The sequence below is a fragment of the Ruegeria sp. CI8 genome, assembly GCF_056536865.1.
In genome coordinates this window covers 1788793-1810890 of record NZ_JBQFQL010000001.1, presented here as the reverse complement: position 1 = coordinate 1810890, position 22098 = coordinate 1788793, and the positions used below count along the sequence as shown (strand labels likewise).

The 22098-nt window shown below is 61.5% G+C and carries 18 protein-coding genes; 4 read left to right on the top strand and 14 right to left on the bottom strand.

Translation table 11 applies throughout. From position 1 onward, the window contains the following. Positions 1 to 7 precede the first annotated feature (7 nt). Complete coding sequence (locus ACR0DA_RS08970; protein ID WP_480753664.1) at positions 8 to 1660, bottom strand: tetratricopeptide repeat-containing sulfotransferase family protein; 1653 nt, start codon at positions 1658 to 1660, stop codon at positions 8 to 10. 55 nt (positions 1661 to 1715) lie between these two features. On the opposite strand from ACR0DA_RS08970, the gene ACR0DA_RS08965 reads away from it, so the two are divergent. Both ACR0DA_RS08965 and mnmH read left to right on the top strand, forming a co-directional pair. Next, positions 1716 to 2384: an SOS response-associated peptidase gene (locus tag ACR0DA_RS08965; RefSeq protein ID WP_170599292.1), complete on the top strand. Its 669-nt coding sequence runs from the start codon at positions 1716 to 1718 to the stop codon at positions 2382 to 2384. 51 nt (positions 2385 to 2435) lie between these two features. Then, positions 2436 to 3488, top strand: a complete 1053-nt coding sequence (mnmH, locus tag ACR0DA_RS08960) for a tRNA 2-selenouridine(34) synthase MnmH (RefSeq protein WP_480753662.1) — start codon at positions 2436 to 2438, stop codon at positions 3486 to 3488. Here mnmH and selD read toward each other — a convergent pair. The 7 genes from selD to ACR0DA_RS08925 are packed head-to-tail and all read right to left on the bottom strand — an operon-like array spanning position 3479 to position 11585. Next, positions 3479 to 5638, bottom strand: coding sequence for a selenide, water dikinase SelD (selD, locus tag ACR0DA_RS08955; protein WP_480753660.1), 2160 nt, complete (start codon positions 5636 to 5638; stop codon positions 3479 to 3481). The two genes, mnmH and selD, sit on opposite strands and share 10 nt — an antisense overlap. A gap of 4 nt (positions 5639 to 5642) precedes the next feature. Continuing rightward, complete coding sequence (locus tag ACR0DA_RS08950) at positions 5643 to 6029, bottom strand: Na+/H+ antiporter subunit G (RefSeq protein ID WP_093962618.1); 387 nt, start codon at positions 6027 to 6029, stop codon at positions 5643 to 5645. Positions 6030 to 6036: 7 nt separating this feature from the next. Beyond that, a complete protein-coding gene (locus ACR0DA_RS08945; RefSeq protein ID WP_093962617.1) occupies positions 6037 to 6306 on the bottom strand; it encodes a K+/H+ antiporter subunit F in 270 nt (89 codons plus the stop codon). Continuing rightward, positions 6303 to 6800 (bottom strand): Na+/H+ antiporter subunit E, encoded by a 498-nt coding sequence (locus ACR0DA_RS08940; protein ID WP_093962616.1) that lies wholly within the window; start codon positions 6798 to 6800, stop codon positions 6303 to 6305. The genes ACR0DA_RS08945 and ACR0DA_RS08940 overlap by 4 nt, the downstream gene beginning before the upstream one ends. Then, positions 6800 to 8356, bottom strand: a complete 1557-nt coding sequence (locus tag ACR0DA_RS08935; protein WP_170458473.1) for a monovalent cation/H+ antiporter subunit D — start codon at positions 8354 to 8356, stop codon at positions 6800 to 6802. The genes ACR0DA_RS08940 and ACR0DA_RS08935 overlap by 1 nt, the downstream gene beginning before the upstream one ends. Beyond that, the gene (locus ACR0DA_RS08930; RefSeq protein WP_170337694.1) at positions 8353 to 8712 is read right to left on the bottom strand and encodes a Na+/H+ antiporter subunit C; all 360 of its coding nucleotides are present in this window, start codon (positions 8710 to 8712) and stop codon (positions 8353 to 8355) included. The genes ACR0DA_RS08935 and ACR0DA_RS08930 overlap by 4 nt, the downstream gene beginning before the upstream one ends. Continuing rightward, positions 8712 to 11585, bottom strand: a complete 2874-nt coding sequence (locus tag ACR0DA_RS08925) for a monovalent cation/H+ antiporter subunit A (protein ID WP_170417877.1) — start codon at positions 11583 to 11585, stop codon at positions 8712 to 8714. Before ACR0DA_RS08925 ends, ACR0DA_RS08930 begins: the two co-directional genes overlap by 1 nt. A gap of 222 nt (positions 11586 to 11807) precedes the next feature. Here ACR0DA_RS08925 and ACR0DA_RS08920 point away from each other — a divergent pair, with 222 nt between their 5' ends. Next, positions 11808 to 12278, top strand: a complete 471-nt coding sequence (locus ACR0DA_RS08920; protein ID WP_480753659.1) for a rhodanese-like domain-containing protein — start codon at positions 11808 to 11810, stop codon at positions 12276 to 12278. After that, the gene (locus tag ACR0DA_RS08915; protein ID WP_480753657.1) at positions 12278 to 13093 is read left to right on the top strand and encodes a CE1 family esterase; all 816 of its coding nucleotides are present in this window, start codon (positions 12278 to 12280) and stop codon (positions 13091 to 13093) included. Before ACR0DA_RS08920 ends, ACR0DA_RS08915 begins: the two co-directional genes overlap by 1 nt. Here ACR0DA_RS08915 and mdoH read toward each other — a convergent pair whose 3' ends face one another. From mdoH to ACR0DA_RS08885, 6 genes are all read right to left on the bottom strand, one after another. Continuing rightward, a complete protein-coding gene (gene mdoH, locus ACR0DA_RS08910; RefSeq protein WP_480753925.1) occupies positions 13094 to 14965 on the bottom strand; it encodes a glucans biosynthesis glucosyltransferase MdoH in 1872 nt (623 codons plus the stop codon). It abuts the gene before it with no gap. Beyond that, positions 14962 to 16461 carry an OpgD/OpgG family glucan biosynthesis protein gene (locus ACR0DA_RS08905; RefSeq protein WP_170390553.1) on the bottom strand — a complete coding sequence of 500 codons (1500 nt, stop codon included), beginning with the start codon at positions 16459 to 16461 and terminating at the stop codon, positions 14962 to 14964. The genes mdoH and ACR0DA_RS08905 overlap by 4 nt, the downstream gene beginning before the upstream one ends. After that, complete coding sequence (locus ACR0DA_RS08900) at positions 16458 to 17675, bottom strand: OpgC family protein (protein WP_480753656.1); 1218 nt, start codon at positions 17673 to 17675, stop codon at positions 16458 to 16460. Before ACR0DA_RS08900 ends, ACR0DA_RS08905 begins: the two co-directional genes overlap by 4 nt. Positions 17676 to 17704: 29 nt before the next feature. After that, positions 17705 to 19075: a tetratricopeptide repeat protein gene (locus ACR0DA_RS08895; protein ID WP_170599303.1), complete on the bottom strand. Its 1371-nt coding sequence runs from the start codon at positions 19073 to 19075 to the stop codon at positions 17705 to 17707. 180 nt (positions 19076 to 19255) lie between these two features. Then, positions 19256 to 20440 carry a CaiB/BaiF CoA transferase family protein gene (locus ACR0DA_RS08890; protein ID WP_170599305.1) on the bottom strand — a complete coding sequence of 395 codons (1185 nt, stop codon included), beginning with the start codon at positions 20438 to 20440 and terminating at the stop codon, positions 19256 to 19258. Further along, entirely contained in the window at positions 20427 to 22046 is a 1620-nt protein-coding gene (locus ACR0DA_RS08885) for a thiamine pyrophosphate-binding protein (protein ID WP_480753654.1), read from the bottom strand. Before ACR0DA_RS08885 ends, ACR0DA_RS08890 begins: the two co-directional genes overlap by 14 nt. Positions 22047 to 22098: the final 52 nt, after the last annotated feature.

The window sequence follows — 22098 nt, the reverse complement described above, 5'->3', positions numbered from 1 at the left end:
TTTCGGCTTAATCGAATTCGTACTCGGGCCACAGTTCGGGGTCGAAACCGTCCAACATGGGCCGGATATAATCCGCAACCTGACGCCAGCCGCCAACCGATTTGGTCGAGATTTTGTTGCGCACTTGGTCGATACTGGCCGTACGCACCTGTTTCTTGTTTTCTTCCGGGTGCATCATGCTTTCGCGCCATTCGATCCCGCAGAATTCAGCAACCTGCTTGCTGTAGGTCTCGGGATCGGCCACCAGTTTTTCGTAGGGCACCGTCAGGATGCGATCACCGAAGATGGCATCCCAATGCTGCATGTAGCGGCGATACATGTTGGCCGAGTGCGCGATCGAGTTCAGGTTCGATGCGTAACGCATTCCTCCGGCAGGAAAACGCCGGATCCATTTCGACAGGCCGACGTCCCGCGGGTCGCGCAGCATGTTGATGATCTTTGCGTTGGGGAAGGCTGCCAAAAGAAAACCAACCCGCTGGTAGTTGTGCGGCATCTTGTCGACGAAAGCGATCGAGCCCTCGGGGATCGGGGGCATCAACTCGCGGAAATGCTTGGCGAACTCCGCAGCTTCTGCGTCCGAGAATGCCTTATTTTCGTTCGAGTATGGCGCCGAAAGGTCGGACCCGAGGTTCAGTTCTCCACATCCCGCGATATCGGGGGCGGAACTCAGCATCATTTCCATCAAGGTGGTGCCCGACCGAGGCTGTCCGATCACGAAAATCGGCAGGGGCATCTCCTCGATCCCGGAACTTGGAACCGACGTGCTGTCGGGAAACAGGCCGCAGATGCGGCGTAGTTTGCGCTCTTCTTCTTCGAAATCGTATGGGTTTTCGTCGTGCTGCACCCTGTTTGCGACTGCAAACTGCGCAAGGGCGGCCTCCAGCCCACCGATCTTTGATTGAAGCTGTGCCAGCGTGAATTCCAGAGTCGAGTTGGGGTGTTTCCGCTTTGCGATCGCGGCCTCGACCCGGGGCAACAATGCTTCGGCCTGTTCGGCGTCTACCATCGACGACAATTGGAACAACGCCGAGGCGTGATACGGATCCTTGTCCAAAACACGCCACAAAAGGTCAGTACAGCCCTTCTTGTCGCCGGCTTGGTGCAGGTCCACCGCTCGGCGGAAGGCGATTTCGATGTTGTCGGGATCCAGCTCGTATGCGCGCGCAATATCGGCCGAGGCCGCATCCACGAAGCCGACGCGCCCATAGGCCCTGCTGCGGGTGGACAGCAGCTTGGGGTTGTCTGGATCTGTCATCAGGCGCTTGGTGGCGTTCTCGATGATGCTGCGCCAGTTCTTGCCCTTGAGCGTGATTTCATCGATCACCCGGACGATCTCGCGGTTGCCGGGCATCTTTTCGGCCATCTTTTCGGCATAGGCCAACGCTCGCGCGATCTGGCCGGTCTGCATCAGGGCATTCGCGATGTTTTCGACGAATTGCGGGTCGTCCGGTTTCAGGCGGGCGGCTTCCTGGAAATGCGGCAGCGATTTCTTGTACTGCTTCATCTCGGTCAGAACGAACCCGGCAATCGCGTGGTAGTCCGCGTCTTTCGGGAATTTCTTGATGCCGAGGGTAGCTTTCTTCAGAGCCTGAGGAAGCTTGCCGGAGTCCAGATCCGCCACCGCCTTGGCCTTGAGGGAATTTGGTGCTTGATTTGTCATCTGACTGCGCGAGACCCTGTGCCTGATTGAAACTTTTGTTGTTGGTTCATTACCCATGTGCGGACGGTTTGCAATAACTCTTCCCAACGATGCCATGGCGCAGCTGTTTGCTGCGCGGCCTTCAAACGCGTTGCCGGCGGTGCCCAACTACAACATCTGCCCGACAAATCAGGTGCATGTCGTGCGCGCCAGAGAGGGAGGGCGGCAGTTGGACCCGCTGCGATGGGGTTTCTTACCACATTGGTACAAAACCCAAAACGACGGTCCGCTGCTGATCAACGCCCGCGCCGAAACCCTGGCCCAGAAACCGGCCTTTCGCGCAGCCTGCCGCGATCGGCGCTGTCTGATCGTGGCCACGGGTTTCTACGAATGGACCAAGACCCAAGACGGTGCGCGGCTGCCTTGGTACTTCCACCGCAGCAATGGTGCGCCCATCGCCTTTGCCGGCATCTGGCAGAACTGGGGCGAGGGTGAGGCGCGGCAGGCGACCTGCGCGATCGTCACGACCGCAGCCAACGACAATGTGCGTGCGGTTCATCACCGGATGCCGTTGATCATCGAACAGGCGGATTGGGCCTTGTGGCTGGGCGAGGTCGGCAAGGGGGCAGCCCGCCTGATGAAACCCGGCGCCGAGGATGTGTTGCAGTTTCACAGGGTCGGCACGGCCGTAAACTCCAACCGGGCCAGTGGGCCGGACCTTATCGCGCCCGAAGCCGATGAATGACATCAGCGGGGCCTTCTTTTCTTTTGCCATCCTGCGCGCTAAACCCCTGTCATGGCCCTGAAATTCTCAAACCTGTCGCAGCTGTACGCGCATCCGTTCGATACGATCATCGATGTGCGCAGCCCGGCAGAGTTTGCCGAAGACCATCTGCCCGGCGCCATCAACCTCCCGGTTCTGGACAATGAGGAACGCGCACGTGTCGGCACGATCTACGTTCAGCAGAGCCCGTTTCTGGCGCGCAAGCTGGGGGCCGCGTTGGTGTTTCGCAACGCCGCCACCCATATCGAGACGCAACTCAGCCACCACGAGGGCGGTTGGCGCCCTTTGGTCTATTGCTGGCGTGGCGGTCAGCGGTCGGGATCCTTCACCTGGATGCTGCAGCAGATCGGCTGGCGAGCCGAGGTCATCGAGGGCGGATACCGCAGCTATCGGCGTCTGGTGAAGCAGTACCTCTACGATGACCCGCTGCCGTTCAAGCTGGTGGCGTTGGACGGCTACACCGGCACTGCAAAAACGGAACTTCTGGCCCAGTTGCAAACACGTGGGGTGCAGGTTCTGGATCTCGAAGCGTTGGCCAATCACCGCGGTTCGCTGCTGGGCGAGCAACCCGGCGGACAACCCAGCCAGAAAGCGTTCGAATCTGCCTTGGCCTCGGCCATGTGCGCCCTTGATCCGGCACGGCCCGTGTTGGTCGAGGCCGAGTCGTCAAAAATCGGTTCGTTGATTTTGCCCCCAGCGGTCTGGCAGAGCCTTGGCCAAGCGCCGCGAATACTTGTCACGGCAGATATCGAGGCGCGAACGGACTATCTGGTCGCTGCCTATGACGACATCCTGTCTGATGCCGAGCGTTTGCAGGACCGCCTGTCGCCGCTGCGGTTTCACCGGGGGCATGATGTCGTGGATGCGTGGATGGCTCAGATTGCCGAGGGCAACAAGAAAGCTCTGACGCGTGCCTTGATGGAGCAGCACTATGACCCGGCTTACGAAAAGTCGCGGAAAAACCACCAGTTTGATGTGATTGCGCGCGTGCATGCCGTGTCCTTGACCACGGACGGGCTGGATCAGGTCGCGTCGGAAATCGAAGGGATTGTAGCTCAGCTCTGAAGGCGCAGGCCGGGTGTGTCGCTCAATACACCGATGACTGCAGCCGGGTAACCAGCGGCACGCAAATGGTCGCAGATATTTCGTGCGTCGTCGGCCGAAACGGCAGCCAGCAACCCACCCGCGGTCTGAGGATCGAACAGCAGATCGGCTTTGCCGCCGATTGGAACTTCGGGCGCGATGGAACGATTGTCGTTGAACAAGCTGGACCGGACACCTTGCTGGCTAAGCTCGAGCGCGCCCTCCATGACCGGGACTGCGTCCATGTTCAGGACTGCGCCACAGTTGGATGCCTCGCACAGGCCAACAAGATGCCCGGCCAGTCCGAACCCGGTGACGTCAGTCATGGCTTGGGCCTGGGCCAGAATGCGTGCGGCGTCACCCTGCGGCCGCGTCATGTGGTCATAGGCGGCCACTACCCACTCGCCGTTGGCTTGCCCTACCATTTCCGCGGCCATCAGGACGCCGCTGCCAATCGGTTTGGTCAGGATCAACACATCACCGGGCCGCCCGCCGGACAGGGTGATCGGATCAGACTGGCACAAACCTGTGATGGTGAAGCCGATGGTAAGCTCATCGCCCATCGAGCTATGGCCGCCGACGATCTCAGCCCCGGCGCCGCGCATGACTTCGGTCGCGGTTTGCATGATTTCAGCCATGGTGCGGTGTTGCAGCTGGGAGGACATGCGCGGCAGGATCAGTGTGGCCGTCGCGGCCTGTGGGGTCGCACCCATCGCCCAGATGTCCCCCAGTGCGTGAATGGCCGCGATGCGGGTCATCAGAACAGGGTCCGGAACGAAGCTGCGCAAATGATCTGACGTCAGCACCTGCCGGACGCCTCCAAAGGTCAGCATTGCGGCATCATCCCCGGACAGGGGCGTGATATCCGGACGATCGGATCTCTGTACTGCGGACAGCGCGGCCTGCAAGGCGCCGCGACCTACCTTGGCGCCGCAACCGCCGCACATGGGCTTGTCGCCCAGAGCATCGCGCAGGCCATCCGCATGATGACGGGGAAGCGCGGGGCCTGGCATCTGGGGCAGCTCACGAAAGCGACGCATGAACTTCTGGTCGATATGGTTTTTCCACCGCCACATCACAGGTCCGCTGAATGACGTCCCAAAGCGCTCGGCCAGTGCCGAGCGTTCCCCCAGCGAGACCAGCTTCAGGTAATCCTTCTGCGGCTTGTACCGGCGCATGGTTCCAGCGCCGAGAGCTGCGCGCAGGTTGTTGAAGAGAACAGGAGCCTCTCGCACGGCAAAGACACCGGCCTTGGGGCGCGGCGTGTCATCCAGATGAGCGCAGTCGCCGACTGCGAAGACCGATGGATCGCTGGACTGCAAATACCCGTTCACTCGGATAAAGCCGTCGTGCAGGTCCAGTCCGGTCTGGCCGATCCAGTCATAGGGACGGGCGCCCGCCGCGCCGGTTGTGAAATCAGCCGTGATGTGACGCCCATCGGTCAGTTGCACGCCTTTTGGTGTGATCTGCGCAATTTCGGCCTGTTCGATGCAGTCGATGCCAAGCTGTTCCATCGTCCGCCGAATGGTCTGGGCGGCTTTGGGGTTTATCGCGGTCAAGATTTGCGCCTTGTCGATCAGAGTGACCGTTGATTGCCTACCCTTGGCGCGCAGGGCATGAGCCATGGCCATCGCCAGTTCAACGCCCGCGACGCCGCCGCCAATGACCGCCGCCGAAGCAGGGTCGGTTGTCTCCAGGTACTGAGCCCATTTTGAGGCAAAGGGACCAAGAGGTTTTGCCGGGATGGCATGTTCCGTGAACCCGGGCAAAGACGGCATGTTCGATGTTATTCCGACATTGATCGAGGCGACATCGAAAGCGACATCCGGGTGAACCGCCACATTCACCAGCCGCCGGTTCAGGTCCAGGCCGATCGCGGCACCCAGAATGATCCGGGCCCCTGCAAACCGTGCCAGCCGGATCAGATCGATGTCCAGGTCGCGGCGGGCATAGTGCCCCGCGACATATCCGGGCAACATCCCGGAATAGGGCGCGGTCGGGCCAGGATTGATCACGGTCAACCGCGCGCCGGGTAGGGGGTTCATCCCCCATTTCCGAAGGAAAAGCGCGTGCGTATGACCTCCGCCCACCAGAACCAGATCGCGGGTAAGTGGCAACGAAGGTGTCTTCATGAAGTCAGTTCGCGCTGTGATCCGGGACGTCTTCGACCTGCTCGACCGCGTGGGTGGCCCAAAGCTTGTCTTCGCCCGCGTCCGGCAGATCCTCGGGGGCTTCATGGCGGTGAATGTGCCACTTGGCAATGAACAGAGCCGTGATCGGAGCCGTCAGAAACAGGAACAGCGTGATCAGCAGTTCATGCATGGAAAGGCGCTGTTCGATCAGGATCGAATGAAAGATCGAGGCCAGCAACACACCGCCCACGCCCAGCGTGGTGGCTTTGGTCGGGGCGTGCAGCCGCGACATCGGATCCTTCAGCTTGATCATGCCAAAAGACCCGACAAAGCCGAAAATCCCTGAAACGATCAGGAAAAATGCAATCAGAAGCTCGAAGATGAATTCCATGGCGGCCTCACTCGATGATGTTGCCGCGCAGCATAAAGCGCGCATAGGCCACGGTCGAAACAAAGCCCAGCATGGCAATGATCATAGCGGCTTCGAAAAAGATCTCGGTGCCCAGATGCAGGCCGTACAGGATCATCAGGGCGATGGTGTTGATCACCATCGTATCAAGGGCGAGCACTCGCGTTCCCACACCGTCGGCGGTGATGATCCGCCACAGGCACATCATGATCGCGGCCCCAAAGCAGGCAAAGGCAAAATAGATTGCATATTCGATCATTCGAAAATCTCCTTCAGGCGGCGCTCGTAACGCTGCTTGATCTGGTCTCGTACCGCGCCCGGATCCGGAGCGTCCAGGCAATGGACCAGCAGACAATGCCCTTGGGCCGAGAGGTCGCAACTGACGGTGCCCGGAGTCATGGTGATGGTTCCAGCCAGTACCGTGATCGCTTCGGGTGTGCGCAGTTCCAGCGGGATCGAGATCCAGTTCGGTTGTCTGTCCGCGTCGCGTTTGAACAGGATGATGCGGGCCACGGTCACGTTGGCCACCACGATGTCCCACAGAACCACGATCATGTACTCAACGACCATGGGCCAGTTCCGCAGGACGGGCCGGTCGGGCCAGTAGGGTTGTGTGATGAAGGGAATGATGATCCCCAGAAGCAACCCAAACACCAACGAGTTCAGCGAGGGCGCGTTGGCCAACAACACCCAGACCAGAGTCAGCAGGAAGCTCAGATGAGGGTGGGGAAATATCCGGCGCAGCAGTTTCATCAGTCTTCCCTTCCCAATACGGCCGAGATGTACTGTTCCGGCGCGAACAGTTGCGCGGCGGTCTTGCGAGTGTAGTCCAGCGAGGGTCCGGCGAACAGGGTCAGCAGGACGAGGCCCAGAACCACTCCGAACACCGAGGTGAACGCCAGCCCCGGCTGCGGTTCAGGCGCGGGCCGGTGCGGGGGTTCATCATCGTTGGTGGCCTCGGTTTCGGGTTCCGGTTCGATCTGGGTGCTGGCGTCATAGCTTTTCCAGAAGATCAGGGACCCAGCGCGAGCCAGACCCACGATGGTGACAAAGGATCCGATCAGAACGACCGCCCAGACTGCGGTGGCATCCGGCGCATACCAAGACGCATCCAGCACCAGAAGCTTACCGATGAACCCCGACAGCGGCGGCATGCCCGCCATCGCTATGGCTCCTACGAAGAATAGCGCCGAGATTAGCCCGCTTTGCGGCATCGGCGGGCGGGGCGCAATGGCCCCTCCTCGACGTTCCATCACCAGATCGGCCACCAGGAACAGCAGCGCGGTCGCAAGTGTTGAATGGTAGACGTAATACAGAGCGGCGGCTGTGGCCGTCTCGGTGAACAAGGAAATAGCCACCAGCAGCGTTCCCATCGAGGCGATGGCGCAAAACGCAACCATGCGCGCGATGTGCCGCGTGCCCAGAATACCGATCGAGCCGATGGCAAGGGTCAACAGCGCGGCAGGTTGTAGCCAGTCACCAACCAGTCCTTCGGTGACGGCAACATCCGGGCCGAATGCCAAAGTATAGACCCGCAGGATCGAATAGGCTCCCACCTTGGTCATGATCGCAAACAGCGCGGCCACTGGCAGTGGCGCGTTGGCATAGCTGGCCGGCAGCCAGAAATGCAGCGGCAGGACAGCGGCCTTGATGCAGAAGACCAGCAGCAGAAGAACCGCACCCACGCGCAACAGGGCGGTGTCTTCGGCCGGAATTTCCGCGACGCGCACGGCGAGGTCGGCCATGTTCAGGGTACCGGTAACCGAATAGATCGTGCCCAATGCAAACAGGAACAGAGTTGACCCCAAGAGGTTGTAGGTGACGTATTGCACCCCGGCCTTCAGGCGTACCGCGCCGCCGCCATGGGTCATCAAGCCGTAGGAGGCGATCAGCAAGACCTCAAAAAACACGAACAGGTTGAACGCGTCGCCGGTCAGGAAGGCGCCGCAGACACCCATCAGCTGGAATTGGAACAACGGGTGAAAGTGATTGCCGCGTTCGTCCCATCCGGACGCGATGGCGTACAGCACGACAGGCAAGGCCAGCAACGCCGTCAGCAACACCATCATCGCGGACAACCGGTCAAGGACCAGAACAATGCCAAACGGAGCCGGCCAATCACCCAGCTCGTAGACATGAATTTCGCCGCCCGCCGCCTGCGCAGTGATGGTCAGCGCGATGCCGAGCAGGCCCACCACACCGGCGACCGAAAAGATACGCTGCAGGTCCAGATGGTACCGCAGAACCATGATGATGAAGGGGGCCAGGATCGCGGGCAGGACGATCGGCGCAACGATCCAGTGGTTCATGCGTCTTCTCCTGCGTCATCCACGCTGTCCTGCGCGGCCATGTCTATATGGTCATCCTTCGAAGACAGGTAGGCGCCCAACGCGATCATCACGATCACCGCCGTCATCCCGAACGAGATCACGATGGCCGTCAGCACCAGCGCCTGCGGCAGCGGGTCGGTGTAGGGAACCTCTTCGTATTTGTTCAGAACTGCAGGCGCGTTCACGGCCAGCCGTCCCGTGGCGAACAGGAACACGTTGACCGCATAGGTCAGCAGAGACAGGCCCAGGATGACCGGAAAGGTCCGACGGCGCAGGATCAGAAAGATCCCTGCGGCGGTCAGAACGCCAACGGCCGATGCGACGAGTGCTTCCATCAGCCCTGCTCCTTCGCTTTTTCTTGCTCTTCGGCCAGATCATCCCGCAACGGGTTGATGTCCATCGGGAATTCCTGTGCCATGCCCGGCCGCCACGCAAAGCGCGACAGGCTGTCCAGAGCCAGCATCACGGCGCCCAGAACGGCCAGGAACACGCCTGTGTCGAACAGCATGGCCGTGGCCCATTCGAACTCTTCCAGCGGTGGCCAATGCAGATAGCCGAAATCGCTGGTCAGGAAGGGCCGCTCGTTGAACCAGGCGCCCAAACCCGTGGCTGCAGCGATCAAAACGCCCCAGCCGATTGTGCCATGGTAGTAGAACCGCTGCCGCTCGATCGCCCAGGTATAGCCACTGGCCATGTACTGCATCAGGAAGGCGATCGCGACCACCAGACCGGCGATGAACCCGCCTCCGGGCTGGTTGTGCCCCCGGAAGAAGATGTAGGCGCCCACCATAAGGGCGATCGGCATCATCACACGTGTGGCAACAACCATCATCAGCGGGTGTGAGTCACCTGACTGGGGCCAGTGCGGTTTGCGGTTCAGCAGGTAGGCGCGGACACTGGTGCCCAGCACGGCCTCGGTCAGGGCAAAGATGATCAAGGCCGCGATCCCCAGCACGATGATCTCGCCGAAGGTATCAAATCCCCGGAAGTCCACCAGGATCACGTTGACCACGTTGGTGCCTCCGCCACCCTTGTAGGAATTGGCCAGGTGGAACTCCGAAATCGTCGGGAAGGCGAAATCGCGCAGCATGAGCGCATAGATCAAGCCCCCGGCGCCGATGCCGGCAACCACCGAAATGGCCGCGTCTCGCCAGCGCCGCGCCGCGCTGCTGTCCCATGGGGTCTCGGTCGGCAGGAAGTTCAGCGACAGCAGCAGCAGGATCATCGTGACGACTTCGACCGAGATCTGCGTCAGGGCTAGATCAGGCGCGGACAGATAGTTGAAGGCCATCGACACGATCAGGCCGACGACACCGATCAAAACAAGCGACAGCAAACGGTTCCGGTGGAACCACATGATGCCCATCGTCGCCACGATCAGGCACAGCCAGCCGATGATCGGAATGATTGGAGCCGGCAGCGGAACCCGCGTTTCCACGCCAATCGTGCCGGTCGAATAGGCATAGTATCCAAGGCCGACCGTAAAGGCGATCAGGATGATCGCATAGCGGCTGATGACACCGTTGTGCAGCTCGTCCGTGATCCACCGGCTGGCGGCGGTCAATCCGCCGATCACGGCGTCGAAGATGGTCTTGGCCTCGGGGCGGGGCAGGATATTCCAGACCTGCTCGCCGCGGCGGTGCAAAGCCAACAGGAAGAGGCCGCCAAAAGTTGCGACGATCGACATGTACAAGGCAGGCGTGAACCCGTGCCACAGCTTCAGTGAGTAATAGGGCAGCTTCTCGCCGCCGATCACCGCGGAAGACACAACCGCAACCAAGGGGCCGACGATGGCGGCCGAGTTCAGGCCGATCAGCACGACCAGCACGACCAGGAATGCCGGAGCCAGCCACAGCCCCACCGGCGGGTCATGCGGGTGCGCAGGGTAATCCTCGCGTTCAGGGCCCAGGAAGACGTGGGACACGAACCGGAAGGAATATGCGGCAGAGAAGATCGCGGCTACCAGGGCAAGGGCTGGCACCAGATAGTGCGAGTTTCGCCAGACCGTGTGCACGGTTTCTTCCAGCATCATTTCCTTCGACAGGAATCCGTTCAAAGGTGGAATCCCTGCCATGGACAATGCGGCGATTGTTCCAATCGAAAAGGTGATCGGCATCAAATGGCGCAGGCCGCCCAGGCGCTTGATGTCCCGGGTGCCGGTTTCGTGGTCCACGATCCCGGCGGTCATGAACAGGGCGGCCTTGAAGGTGGCGTGGTTGATGATGTGAAAGATGGCGGCCACGACCGCGATCTTGGTGCCAAAGCCCAGCAGCATCGTGACCAGCCCCAGATGCGACACCGTCGAAAAGGCCAGCAACGCCTTTAGGTCATCCTTGAACAGCGCGATCACCGCGCCGATCAGCATGGTCACCAGGCCGGTGGTGGCGACGATGTAGAACCACGCCTCGGTTCCGGCCAGAACCGGCCACATGCGCGCCATCAGAAACAGGCCAGCCTTCACCATCGTGGCCGAGTGCAGATAGGCCGAAACCGGCGTTGGCGCGGCCATGGCATGCGGCAGCCAGAAATGGAACGGGAACTGGGCCGACTTGGTGAAACACCCCAGCAGGATCAGTATTAACGCTGGCAGGTAGTAGGGCGAAGACTGGATCAGTTCCCGGTTCTGGAGGATCACGCTCAGGTCATAGGACCCGACGATATTGCCCAGGATCAGCATCCCCGCGATCATCGCCAGCCCGCCGGACCCGGTGACCGCCAGCGCCATCCGCGCGCCTTGGCGGCCTTCGGGCAGGTGTTTCCAATAGCCGATGAGCAAGAACGAACTGAGCGAGGTCAATTCCCAGAAAACCAGCAAAAGCAGTATGTTGTCGGACAGAACGATACCGACCATCGCGCCCTGGAACAGCAGGAGATAGGTATAGAATTGCCCCATTGGGTCTTCACGCGACAGGTAGAACCGCGCGTACAGGATGATCAGCAGACCAATGCCAAGGATCAGCAGCGCGAACAGAAATCCCAGCCCGTCCAGCATGAAATTGGCATTCAACCCCAGCCCTGGAATCCAGTCGAACCGCGCGGTGACCACCGTGCCGTTCATGACGTCCGGGATATGAATCAGCAGCCCCATCAAGGCCAGAAACGTGGTCAATCCCGCTGCCGACGCGGCTGCGTTGCGCCCGGCGCGGATCAGCAGGGCGGGAAAGACAGCTCCGAGGAAGGGAAGGGCCGCGATAAGGAATAGGGACAACTGCGATACTCCGGGCTGAGCGGTCAGGGTGCTGTTGATTTTGTAAGGATAATTTATTGACTGTCCAGCTATTGCAAGTTTTTCACCTTGCACTACTCCCCGCGAATTTTTGGCCAAAGCCTGCGCGAAAATGACGCGAACTTGATCCGTACCCGGCTTTTCGGCGCAGCGTCGGAGGCGGACCCGTGATAAAACCGGCTTGGAGAAACCGGAGGGTGCACATTGGCGATCACAACCAAGCTCAGCCGCAGAGGCGTGTTCCTTGGGGGCGCGGCCGCTGTTCTCGCGGGTTTTGCGATCCGTGAATACCGTCTGATCCCCGAAGACTTTTCTGGCGGTACGTTGACCGTCGCTCAGGCGCACGAAAAGGCTGTTGCCGGGGACATCCTGTTGCTCGACATCCGAACCCCGCGCGAATGGCGTGCCTCAGGCATCGGGCAGGGCGCCCAACCGCTGGACATGCGCCGTGAAGACTTTCTGGATGCGTTGGATCGCCTGTCTGGCGGTGACAAGGGGCGGCCGATTGCCGTGATCTGCGCCCGTGGTGTGCGGTCAGCGCGGCTTGGCAACAGGTTGACCGAGGCAGGCTACGGCAACATTCTTGACGTGCCCGAAGGGATGCTGGGGTCAGCCGCAGGTCCGGGCTGGGTGCGGGCCGGGCTGCCGGTGCAGGCGTATTCGGAGGGGGCGTGATGAGGCTCAGGGATCTGTTGGCTGTGTTGATCGCAACCGCCGCAACTCCGACATTGGCCGCGTGTGGGCAGGATCAGGGTGTTTGCGAGGCTAAAACCGGAAGCTATCGCATCGAGCTGCCGGAAGACTCCAACCCGCCGTTGGTCGTGTTCCTGCACGGGTATGGCGGTAGCGCGCAGGGAACCATGAAAAACCGCGGCATGGTCGAACCCTTGCTGGCGCGGGGATATGCGGTCATGGCACCCGAGGGGGGCGAGCGCAACGGGCGAAAGAGCTGGAACTTCTATCCGGGGTGGGACGGGCGAGACGAAGCCGCGTTCCTGAAGGAGGTTGTTGCGGATGCGGTCCAACGGTTCGGGATCGATGACCATCGCGTGGTGCTGGGAGGATTCTCGGCCGGCGGCTTCATGGTGAACTATCTGGCCTGCGCCGATCCCGAGGCATTCTCGGCCTATGTGCCGGTCTCAGGCGGATTCTGGCGCCCGCATCCCGAAAGTTGTGCGGGGCCCGTGCGCCTGTTCCACACACATGGCTGGACAGACAACGTGGTGCCGCTGGAGGGGCGCGCACTGGGCGGCGGTCGGTTCCTTCAGGGCGACATCTTCGCCGGGCTTGAAATCTGGCGGCAGGCCAACGAATGCGCCGACAACCGTCCGGACGGGTATTCAACGACAGGCCAATTCATGCGCCGCAAGTGGACCGCCTGTGCTGACGGCAGCGCATTGGAGTTCGCTCTGTTTCCCGGCGGTCATACAGTTCCGCGGGGCTGGGCCGACATGATGCTGGATTGGTACGAAGGGTTGCCCGGCGGGTGATCATTCCGCCGGGGTCATGGTTCCTTTGCCCTCGATCAGGCGTTTCAACTCGTTGCGATGCGAACGTGCCGCCCGCGTGATGGCGGGCTCGTGGAAATCCTCGGGCATGCCGACCATGCGACGCGCTGCTGCCGCAGATACGCCGCTGAGTGCGGAGAGCGGTACCGCAAAGGTTAGGCTGATGGCGATCGGAGCCAACCAGACCGAGACCAACCCGGCCAGGATACCCGCGCTCAGCGCGAAGCCGCTGATGGTTTCGAGCGCGTGACACACAATCAGCGTCCGCAGCCCATAAGTGCCGCCATCCCGTGCCTGCGGGGTCCAGCCTTTTTGCACACCGAGAACGGTGCGGAACACGGCGATCATCTGCTGCACCATCAGGATCGGTGCGTACAGGATCGACAGCACGACCTCGAACAGGAATGACGCAAGAAACCGGGTCCGGCCGCCGAAATCTTCATAGCGAACACCGCTGAGGGGCAATGCCAGTGCACCCAGAATCTTGGGGGCCAGCAGCATCGCGTACATGACAAGTATGATCAGAACATGCCGCGTTTCGGTCATTTCCGGCCACTGGGGGAACATCGGATTGTCCGGGCTGAAATAGTGCAGCACCGAAGCATCCTTGCCTTGACCGATCAACGCCCACATGACCAGCAGTGCGAACCACAAGGGTGACATCAAGTATCCGACGGCACCGTGGAACAGATGAAACCGCGACACGGCCCGAAAGCCGATTGACCCCAGCAGACGCAGATGCTGCAAGTTGCCCTGGCACCAGCGGCGGTCGCGTAGGGCGTGGTCGATCAGTGTCGGCGGTGTTTCCTCGTACGAGCCTCGGATGCGCGGCAGAAAGCGAACGCCCCAACCGGCGCGGCGCAGCAACCCGGCCTCGACGAAGTCGTGGCTCATGATCAGTTGTTCCTGGCCCGAGAGCGAGCGCAGCTTGGGCAGACCCGCACAGGTCGCAAATGCCTTGGTGCGGATGATGGCGTTGTGGCCCCAATAGTTGCCTTCCTGGCCACACCAACGGGACAGGCCCTCTGCAAATGCGATGCCGTAAACACCATTGGCGAACTGCTGCATCCGTGCAAAGACGGACTGGGCACCGATCAGTTGCGGATAGCTTTGGATCAGGCCGGCGCCGGGATCGCGGGCCAGCGCGTCGGTCAGCCGCGCGATCGCACGCCCGGTCATCAGGCTGTCGGCGTCCAGAACCAGCATTGCATCCCATGCGCCACCCCAGCGGCTGACCCAATCAGCGATATTGCCGACCTTGCGGTCCGTATTCTGTTCCCTGCGTCGATAATATAGCTCAAGCCCCGGGGCGAGCGTGGTACGCAGCGCCTCGATGCTGGCCTGTTCCTGGGCCGCGATTTCCGGATCGCGGGTGTCGGACAGGATGAACATCGCATAGTGATGCTTGCCCCCTCGGGCGCGCAGTTCTTCCAGCATCGTGCGGGCATTGCCCAACACGTTCCACGGCACTTCGTTGTAGACGGGCATCAGCAAAGCGACCCGCAGTGGCTGCGCACGACCTTGCCGTACCGGACGCTCTTGCCGGGCCAGAGAGACCATGCCCAGTAGGACTGTGCAGACCGTGAAGGAAATCCAGAAGAAATTGAACGAAATCAATGCCAACAGGATGGCTTCGACCACGTTTATCCCTTCGGCGTCGAACCAGTCCGCCATGACCCACAACAAAGCAACCGAGGCGGCCATGGCCGGGGAAAACGCCAATGCGCGCCAAAGGCCCGCCGACGACCGGCGGGCATCCGCAGGCGCTTGGGCGTCCCGAAACCCGGCGCCAAAGTCCTGCTCCGGCATCGCCAGCGGTGCTTCGGGCGGCATGATTTTCAGGTCCGGGTTCATGCTGTCCATCTGTACATCCAGACTTCCGAGGCGGGCTCGTCACCCAGCCTCAGCTGCGCGCGCAATTCGACGTGGTCGCGGTCGCCGGGTTGAAACGAAAAGGCCAGACGCAAGCCGCCCGTATCCGGGTTGCGTTGCAGAACCCCGTCCGAGGTTTCCGCATGAGGCGACTGCACGAACACGCTGAGGGCGTCCGGATCGTCGAACAACTCGCTTGCTTCGAAGTCGATCACAGCAAGCCGCCCTTCGCCGAAAGTGTTCTCGCCCATTGCGGTGTTGATCACCCGCGGCATGGCGGTCCGCTGAGGTTCCTCGCCCCAGATCAGGCGGTACGACAAGTCGAGCTGAGCACCGGCGGCGACCGGTTCCGCAGGACGCCAATAGGCGACAATGTTGTCGTAGATCTCCTGATCGGCCGGAATTTCGACCAGAGTGACCGTACCTTTACCCCAATCGCCCATCGGCTCGACCCAAAGGCCGGGGCGCTTGTGGTATTGCGCCTCGAGGTCGGCATAGTCCGAAAACGCGCGTTTGCGCTGCATCAGTCCGAACCCGCGAGGATTCATGTCGACGAATGAGGACACCTGCAATCTCTTGGGATTGGCGAGCGGGCGCCAAATCACTTCTCCCGCCCCGTTTCGGATCATCAGCCCGTCGCTGTCGTGCACGGCCGGACGGAAATCGTCGAACCGGTTGTGATTGGTCTGATCGAACAGGAACATCGACGTCCCCGGAGCGATCCCAACATGGGGAAGTTCTTCCCGAGCAAACAAGGTTGCCTGCACCTCCATGATGCAGTCAGCGCCGGCCGAGATATCGAACCGATAGGCGCCGGTCACACTGGGGCTGTCCATCAGGGCGTGAACGATCATGTTGCGCTGGCCGGGCTTTGGGCGCTCCAGCCAAAATCGGATGAAATCCGGAAATTCTTCGCCCTCGGGATCCCCGGTTTTTAGTGCAAGACCACGGGCCGACAGACCATAGACCTCGTGCAGGCCGATGGCACGGAAATAGCTGGCTCCCTGAAAGACGCAGAACTCGTCCGTCTTGCCAGGGCGATGCATCTCGGTGCGCAGCCGGAAACCCGAAAAACCCAGCGTTTCGTCTACGGGCAGATCGGGGACATCCTCGGCCCGGTCGAACATCTCAAGGTCGAAGGCAACCGGCGCGGTCATCCCGTTCTCAACTGCCGAGACCTGAACGGTTCGCGGGAAGTAGAGGCCGGGGGTGAAGAAATCGACGTTGAACGGCGTATCGGTCCCGTACCAGAGTGCACGGTCCAGCCGGAAACGGATGGAGCGGTACTGCTCGTAAGTGAGGTCCTGCCACGCCTGCGGAACGGTTTCGCGCGCCTCGTAGGGGCGGCTGGCCAGATCGCGGGCAAGGGCGATGATGTCGGCCCGGTCGAATGGCACCTCGCCACCGGTGGCAAAGGTGGCCGGGGCGAAGGCCAGCGCCGTAGTCGACGCAAGGAATGCACGACGCGTGAACTTCATGACTTCGATTTCCATGGGTGTGATTTGAACCAAGCGGCCAGATAAGCCACGCCGATGATCAATGCAAATCCAATTAGATTTGCGGCCAGAACGGTGGCAAAATCCCGCCCAAATTCGTCGAGGAAAACGCCGATAAGTCGTGCTGCTGCCATGGAAAATACAAAAACCGCCAAGGACTGCTGGCCCACTTTGGTGATCTGCTTCAGGATCCATCGCCACAGCTGCGCGCCCATCGTGTTGCCGGTGGCGATCAGGCGATGCCCATGTTGCCCAGCAGCCACCCATCCCAGGTAGGCCAGCGACAGGAAGTGCATGTACCGGAACAGACCGAAATCGGTTTTTTCGCGCAGTTCGCTTGTCAGGGGCCAGACCTTTCGGATGTTCTCGGCAAGATCCGGTGCGGCCGCCTGGACCCACAAGAACACTTTCCACGATCCGAACGGGGCCGAGAGGACAAGGAACAATGCCGCGGCCCAGATCAGCGTCTTGGAAACCGGCGGCGCAGGAATCCAGCCCCGCATGAATGCAAAGCCGGTGAAAAACAGCAACTGCCATCCAAACGGGTTGAAGAACCACTGGCGGTCCGACCACGGTTCGGCCGGAAGCGCCAACATACCGGTCTGCGCCACCAGCCAGATCGCGACCGAGACCAACCCGACCGCCCAGATGCTGAGGCGCGACAGGCCCATGAACATCGGCATCATTGCCAGAACGACCAGGTACATCGGCAGGATGTCGAAATAGTTCGGCACATAAGTCAGGGTGAACAGCCCCACCATCTGTGGCATCGGGTCGTTGAAGAAATGCTGCAGGTTCAATCCCGAGACATAGCTTTTGTCGAAGGCTCCGGACAAATCCAGTGCCGCCATGGACATGGCGACAAAGAAAAACAGGCAAATATGGGCCCAGTAGACCTGCCAGATGCGGAAGCTGACCCGGGCGGTACCTATCCACCAGCCCTTGCGTTCGAACGCGCCGCCAAAGGCGATCGCCGAAGCCATGCCCGAGCAGAAAACAAAGATTTCAGTCGCGTCCGAGAATCCGAAACGGGCCGGGATCCATCTGGCCCAAGGGTCGTTCGGGATGTGCGCGATCAGGATGATGAACATCGCAATACCGCGATAGAAATCCAGCCGCGGGTCGCGGGTTGTGGCAGCGGGGGCGGAGGATGCCGCCACCGGCGCAAAATCAGAAGCGGGCGATGCGGTCGCCATTCGTTTCTCTGTCCTTTGTGGTCGTCTTGTTATTCAGCCGGTACGCTTTGCACACCGGATTGGTCGCGGGCCGAACTGATTAGAGCGCGGCGCGCGAGGGCGTAATTGTCTTCGGTGCCGGACCGTTTGGCCTTGCGGTCGTCCAAAATGCGCTCGACATCATCGAGGCGTCCGGCACGCAGGCCGGAATCGATTGTAATGCGTTCAAAAACATCCCTCTGGGCGTGACTGCCGCCGGCCAATTGCATCGAATTTCGCGCATTTGCAAGATGCTCGAAGGCTTGGAGATAATCGCCTTTTCCAAATGCCTCAAGGCCAATGGCGGCGGCCAAGCCCGGGTCGGCCATGCGACGTGCCGTGTCGGTTGCGGGCTGTTGGGAGTCCTTGTGAATGCGGGCCAATAACTTGGCGGTCGAGTCGGGCCTGTTGTCACCAGTCAGTGCCAGAAGGTAATGCAAATCGGCGAAAATCAGACAGCCGTCTTCGGTGCGGGCGGCGCTCAGGTCGGCCAGTTCTTCCCATCGGGTGCCAATGTCCACCCCTTCAAGCTCGAGCCGCGACAACAGCGAGGTCGCATTCGAAATATCGCGATAGTCATCTGTCTTGTCCTGGCGAATCTCGTGGTCGTACAGATCAAGCACCTGGTCGATCTGACCCAGATCCAGATGCATCAACGCTTTGTGCCACCACACATGATACCGGAAGTTGTTGCAGTGGGACCAGGCAGCCTCGCGCCCGGCCAGCCAGTCCAGACCGGATTGCGCATTGCCCGTCATTTCGTGCACGTGGGCGACTGCGTGTAGGCCCCACGCATCGTCCGAGACCATCCACAGAGCCTGCCGCCCTGCGATCTCGGCCTTTTCATAGGCACCGGTTTCTTCCAACGCAAACGAATGGCACCCAAGCAGATATCCACGACCGGGGTGATCGGGCGCATAGGCTGGCAGAACCCGTTCGATCGAGCGTCGCATTCCTGCGGAGTCACCCAACACGAAACGGGTCGCGTGGCTGAGTTTCATGGCCAGCGTGTCCTCGGGGTGAGTGCGCAGAATTGCCTCGAAGATTTGCACGGCGCGGGTGGGCTGGCCTGCCAGCCAGTGATCCAGGGCCTCAAGATACAATGTCTCGCGGGCCGAAATCGGCTGCTCAGCGGCCGCATTCTTTGCGGCGGCGGCGGCCTGATGGGCGACCTCCATCATTTCCCTGCGACCCAACAGAACCATGAACAGCCCCTTGATGGCATGTCCAAGCGCAAAGCCCGGTTCAAGCTCAAGCACCTTGCCCAGATGCTGAGGTGTAACCGCTGCGTGCGCCATGAAACCAAGCAGAACACCATTCCACGCTTCGGCGCTGTCCGGGTGGGTCAGGGTGTTCATCTGTCCGAAAACATCTTGCTGCATGCTTGGGTCCAATCTGGTTGCAAAAACTCACACTCTTGGACTTAGCAGAGTGTGCAGACGGGACGTAACAGTATCGGGTCTGCTCTCGAATTGGTGAAAGCTTGTGTTCGCAAAAAGCGAAAAAAATCGCCGATTCAATGACATGTTTCAGCGACTTGCCGCCGAAAAAGGCAGAGTGTTTCAATCCTCGAAGGGGTTTTCCACGTTCAGAACCGCTTGCGTGTCAGCGCCGAACTCGGGCGGAGCAGAGCGGTAGGTCACCGGGCTGCGGGACAACTTCAATGGATTCCCGATCAGACGCACCGAGCCGGGCCGGGCTGGCATATCCACTTGCATTTGCCGCGCGGCCACCTGATCCGAGGCAAAGACCTGATCCAGCGTCTGAACCGGGCCGACCGGCACTTTGAGCGCCTCGAGGCCGTCGATGACGGCCTTGGTCTTCAACTGCTGCAGCGCGGGCCGCAGAACGGCGTTCAATGCATCGCGGTGTTCCAGCCGGGCCGGGTTGGTGGCGAACCGCGTATCGTCGGGAAGGTGGCTCAACTCCAGAAAACCGCAGAAGCGCCGGAACTGGCTGTCATTTCCCACGGCCAGAATGACGTGTCCATCGGCGGTTTCATAAACATCGTAGGGCACGATGTTGGGGTGCCCATTGCCGCGCCGCTGTGGAACCTGGCCCGAGGTCAGATAGTTCACGCCTTCGTTGATCAGCCATGCAATCTGGCTGTCGACAAGCGCGATGTCGATCTGCTGGCCTTCGCCGGTCTGATCCCGGTGGCGCAGCGCCGCCAGAATGCCGACGGTCGCGTACATGCCGCACATCACGTCGGCGATGCCCACGCCCACTTTCATAGGGGCTCCGTCCGGTTCGCCCGTCAGCGACATGATCCCGCCATAGCCCTGCGCCATCAGGTCATAGCCCGGCTTGGCAGCGTTCGGGCCGGTCTGGCCGTAGCCCGAGATCGAACAGTAGATCAGCCCCGGAAAGTCCCGCGAGAGGGTTTCATGGTCCAGCCCGTATTTGGCCAGCCCGCCGGGTTTGAAATTCTCGATGAGGATGTCGGCGTGGGAAGCCAGCCGCCGGATCTGTGCCTGCCCCTCCGGCGTGGCGATATCGATGGCGACGGACTTCTTATTGCGGTTCGCGGCCATGAAATAGGCGCTCAGGTCGGTCGGGTTGCCATCCGCGTCGGTGACATAGGGCGGCCCCCATTGGCGGGTATCGTCGCCCCCGGTGGCCGGGTTTTCCACCTTGATCACGCTGGCGCCCAGATCGCCCAGCAGCTGCGTGCAGGTCGGCCCGGCCAGAATGCGCGACAGATCCAGAACCTTGACGCCCTTCAGCGGCCCTTCAGATGCGGCCATCATAGCCTCCGCGGTCGATCTCGGCGGCGATCACCGTGAACGTGTCGGCGGTCATCGCGGCCTGCAGCGCCGCGCGCAGTTCGGCGCGGTTGCGCACGGTGTGGCCGTTGCCGCCGAACGCCCGGCCCATCGCGGCATAGTCATGCCGGTCGAAATCGACGCCCCGGTTGCCCATCTGGCGCTGGCGCTGTTTCAGTTCGATCAGTGCCAGGCTGGCATCGACAAAGACCAGAAAGATCGGGTTTCCGCCCATTTCTGCGGCGGTCGACAACTCACCGGCCACCATCAGGAACCCGGCATCGCCGGAAAAGCTGATGACCGGGCGGCCGGGTTCGGCCAGTTTCAGGCCGATCGCCATCGGAACGGCGCAACCCATCGTGCACAGCGCCGAAGACTGGATTAGGCCGCGCGCCTCGGAACACTGCCACATCTGGCTAAGGAGGATGCGGTGCGCGCCGCTGTCGGCGGTGGCCAGTGTTTCGGGGGGCAGGGCGTCGCGGGTCTCGGCGATCACGGCGGCGGGGCCCCAGTCGTCTTCGGTGGGAAAGGCCGCGGCCAAGGCGGCCTTGACCTGCGCCGGTTGGCCTTGGGGCCACGTCGGTCGCGCAGGGTTGCCCTTGGCGATCGCCTCAAGCGTGGCGCCGGTATCGGCCACCAAGTTCAGCCCCGCCTGGTGCATGTAGTGGTCATTCACCACGGCCGAGATGTCGATCACGCGTTTTTCGTCCGGGTCCCAGATCTCGCGCCAGCCGGGGCGCATTTCGATCGGGTCGTAGCCCAGGCACAGAACCAGGTCGGCCTGTTCGACCAACGGCACAAGCTGCGCGTCGGCCAGGGGCGACAGGCCCGCGCCCCCCAAGCACAGCGGGTGATCCTCGGGCACCACGCCCTTGGCCTTGTAGGTGGTGACGAACGGGATGCCGAAATGTTCCAGAAACGCCCGCACAACGCTGCGCGAGTCGTCATACAGCACGTCCAGCCCGATGATCGCCAGCGGACGCTCGGCCTCGGCCACCCAGCGGCGGGCCTTTTCCAGGCATGTGCCCTCGGGGGCGACCCGGGCGGCCCGGGTCAGCCGGCGGCGCTTGGTGATCGACACCCGTGTATCGGCGACCGAGATCGGCACGTCGATATGCACCGGCCCGGGGCGTGGCTGCGTGGCCAGCGACACGGCCTTGTCGGCGATGATGTCGGCGCCCTTGGCCGTCAGGGTGAACGTACCCTTGGTGATCGAGCGATAGACCTGCGCATGATCCATGACCTGATGGGTGTAGGTCAGCGCCTCGTCGGTATCGACGCAGCCGGTCAGCACGATCATCGGTACCCGATCCTGCAGCGCGTTGGCCACGACATTGATGCCGTTCATGGCCCCAGGACCCAGGGTCGCCACCAGAACCGCCGGCGCGCCGTCGCGGTGGTGCACCGCCTCGGCCATGAAACCGGCCGAGTTTTCGTGCTTGGTCAGGTGAAAGGTGATCCCGGCCTGTTCCAGCGCATCGACCAGGGTCAATACCTCGCCCCCGGGCATGCCGAATGCGTGGCGGCACCCGGCCTCGTACAGCCGTTGCGCCAGAAGGTCCGCAGCGCGGGGGGACAGGTCCTGCATCGAACAAGCTCCGTAAGTTCCGTTGCGCAGCAGATTGCGGAGGTTCCGGGCC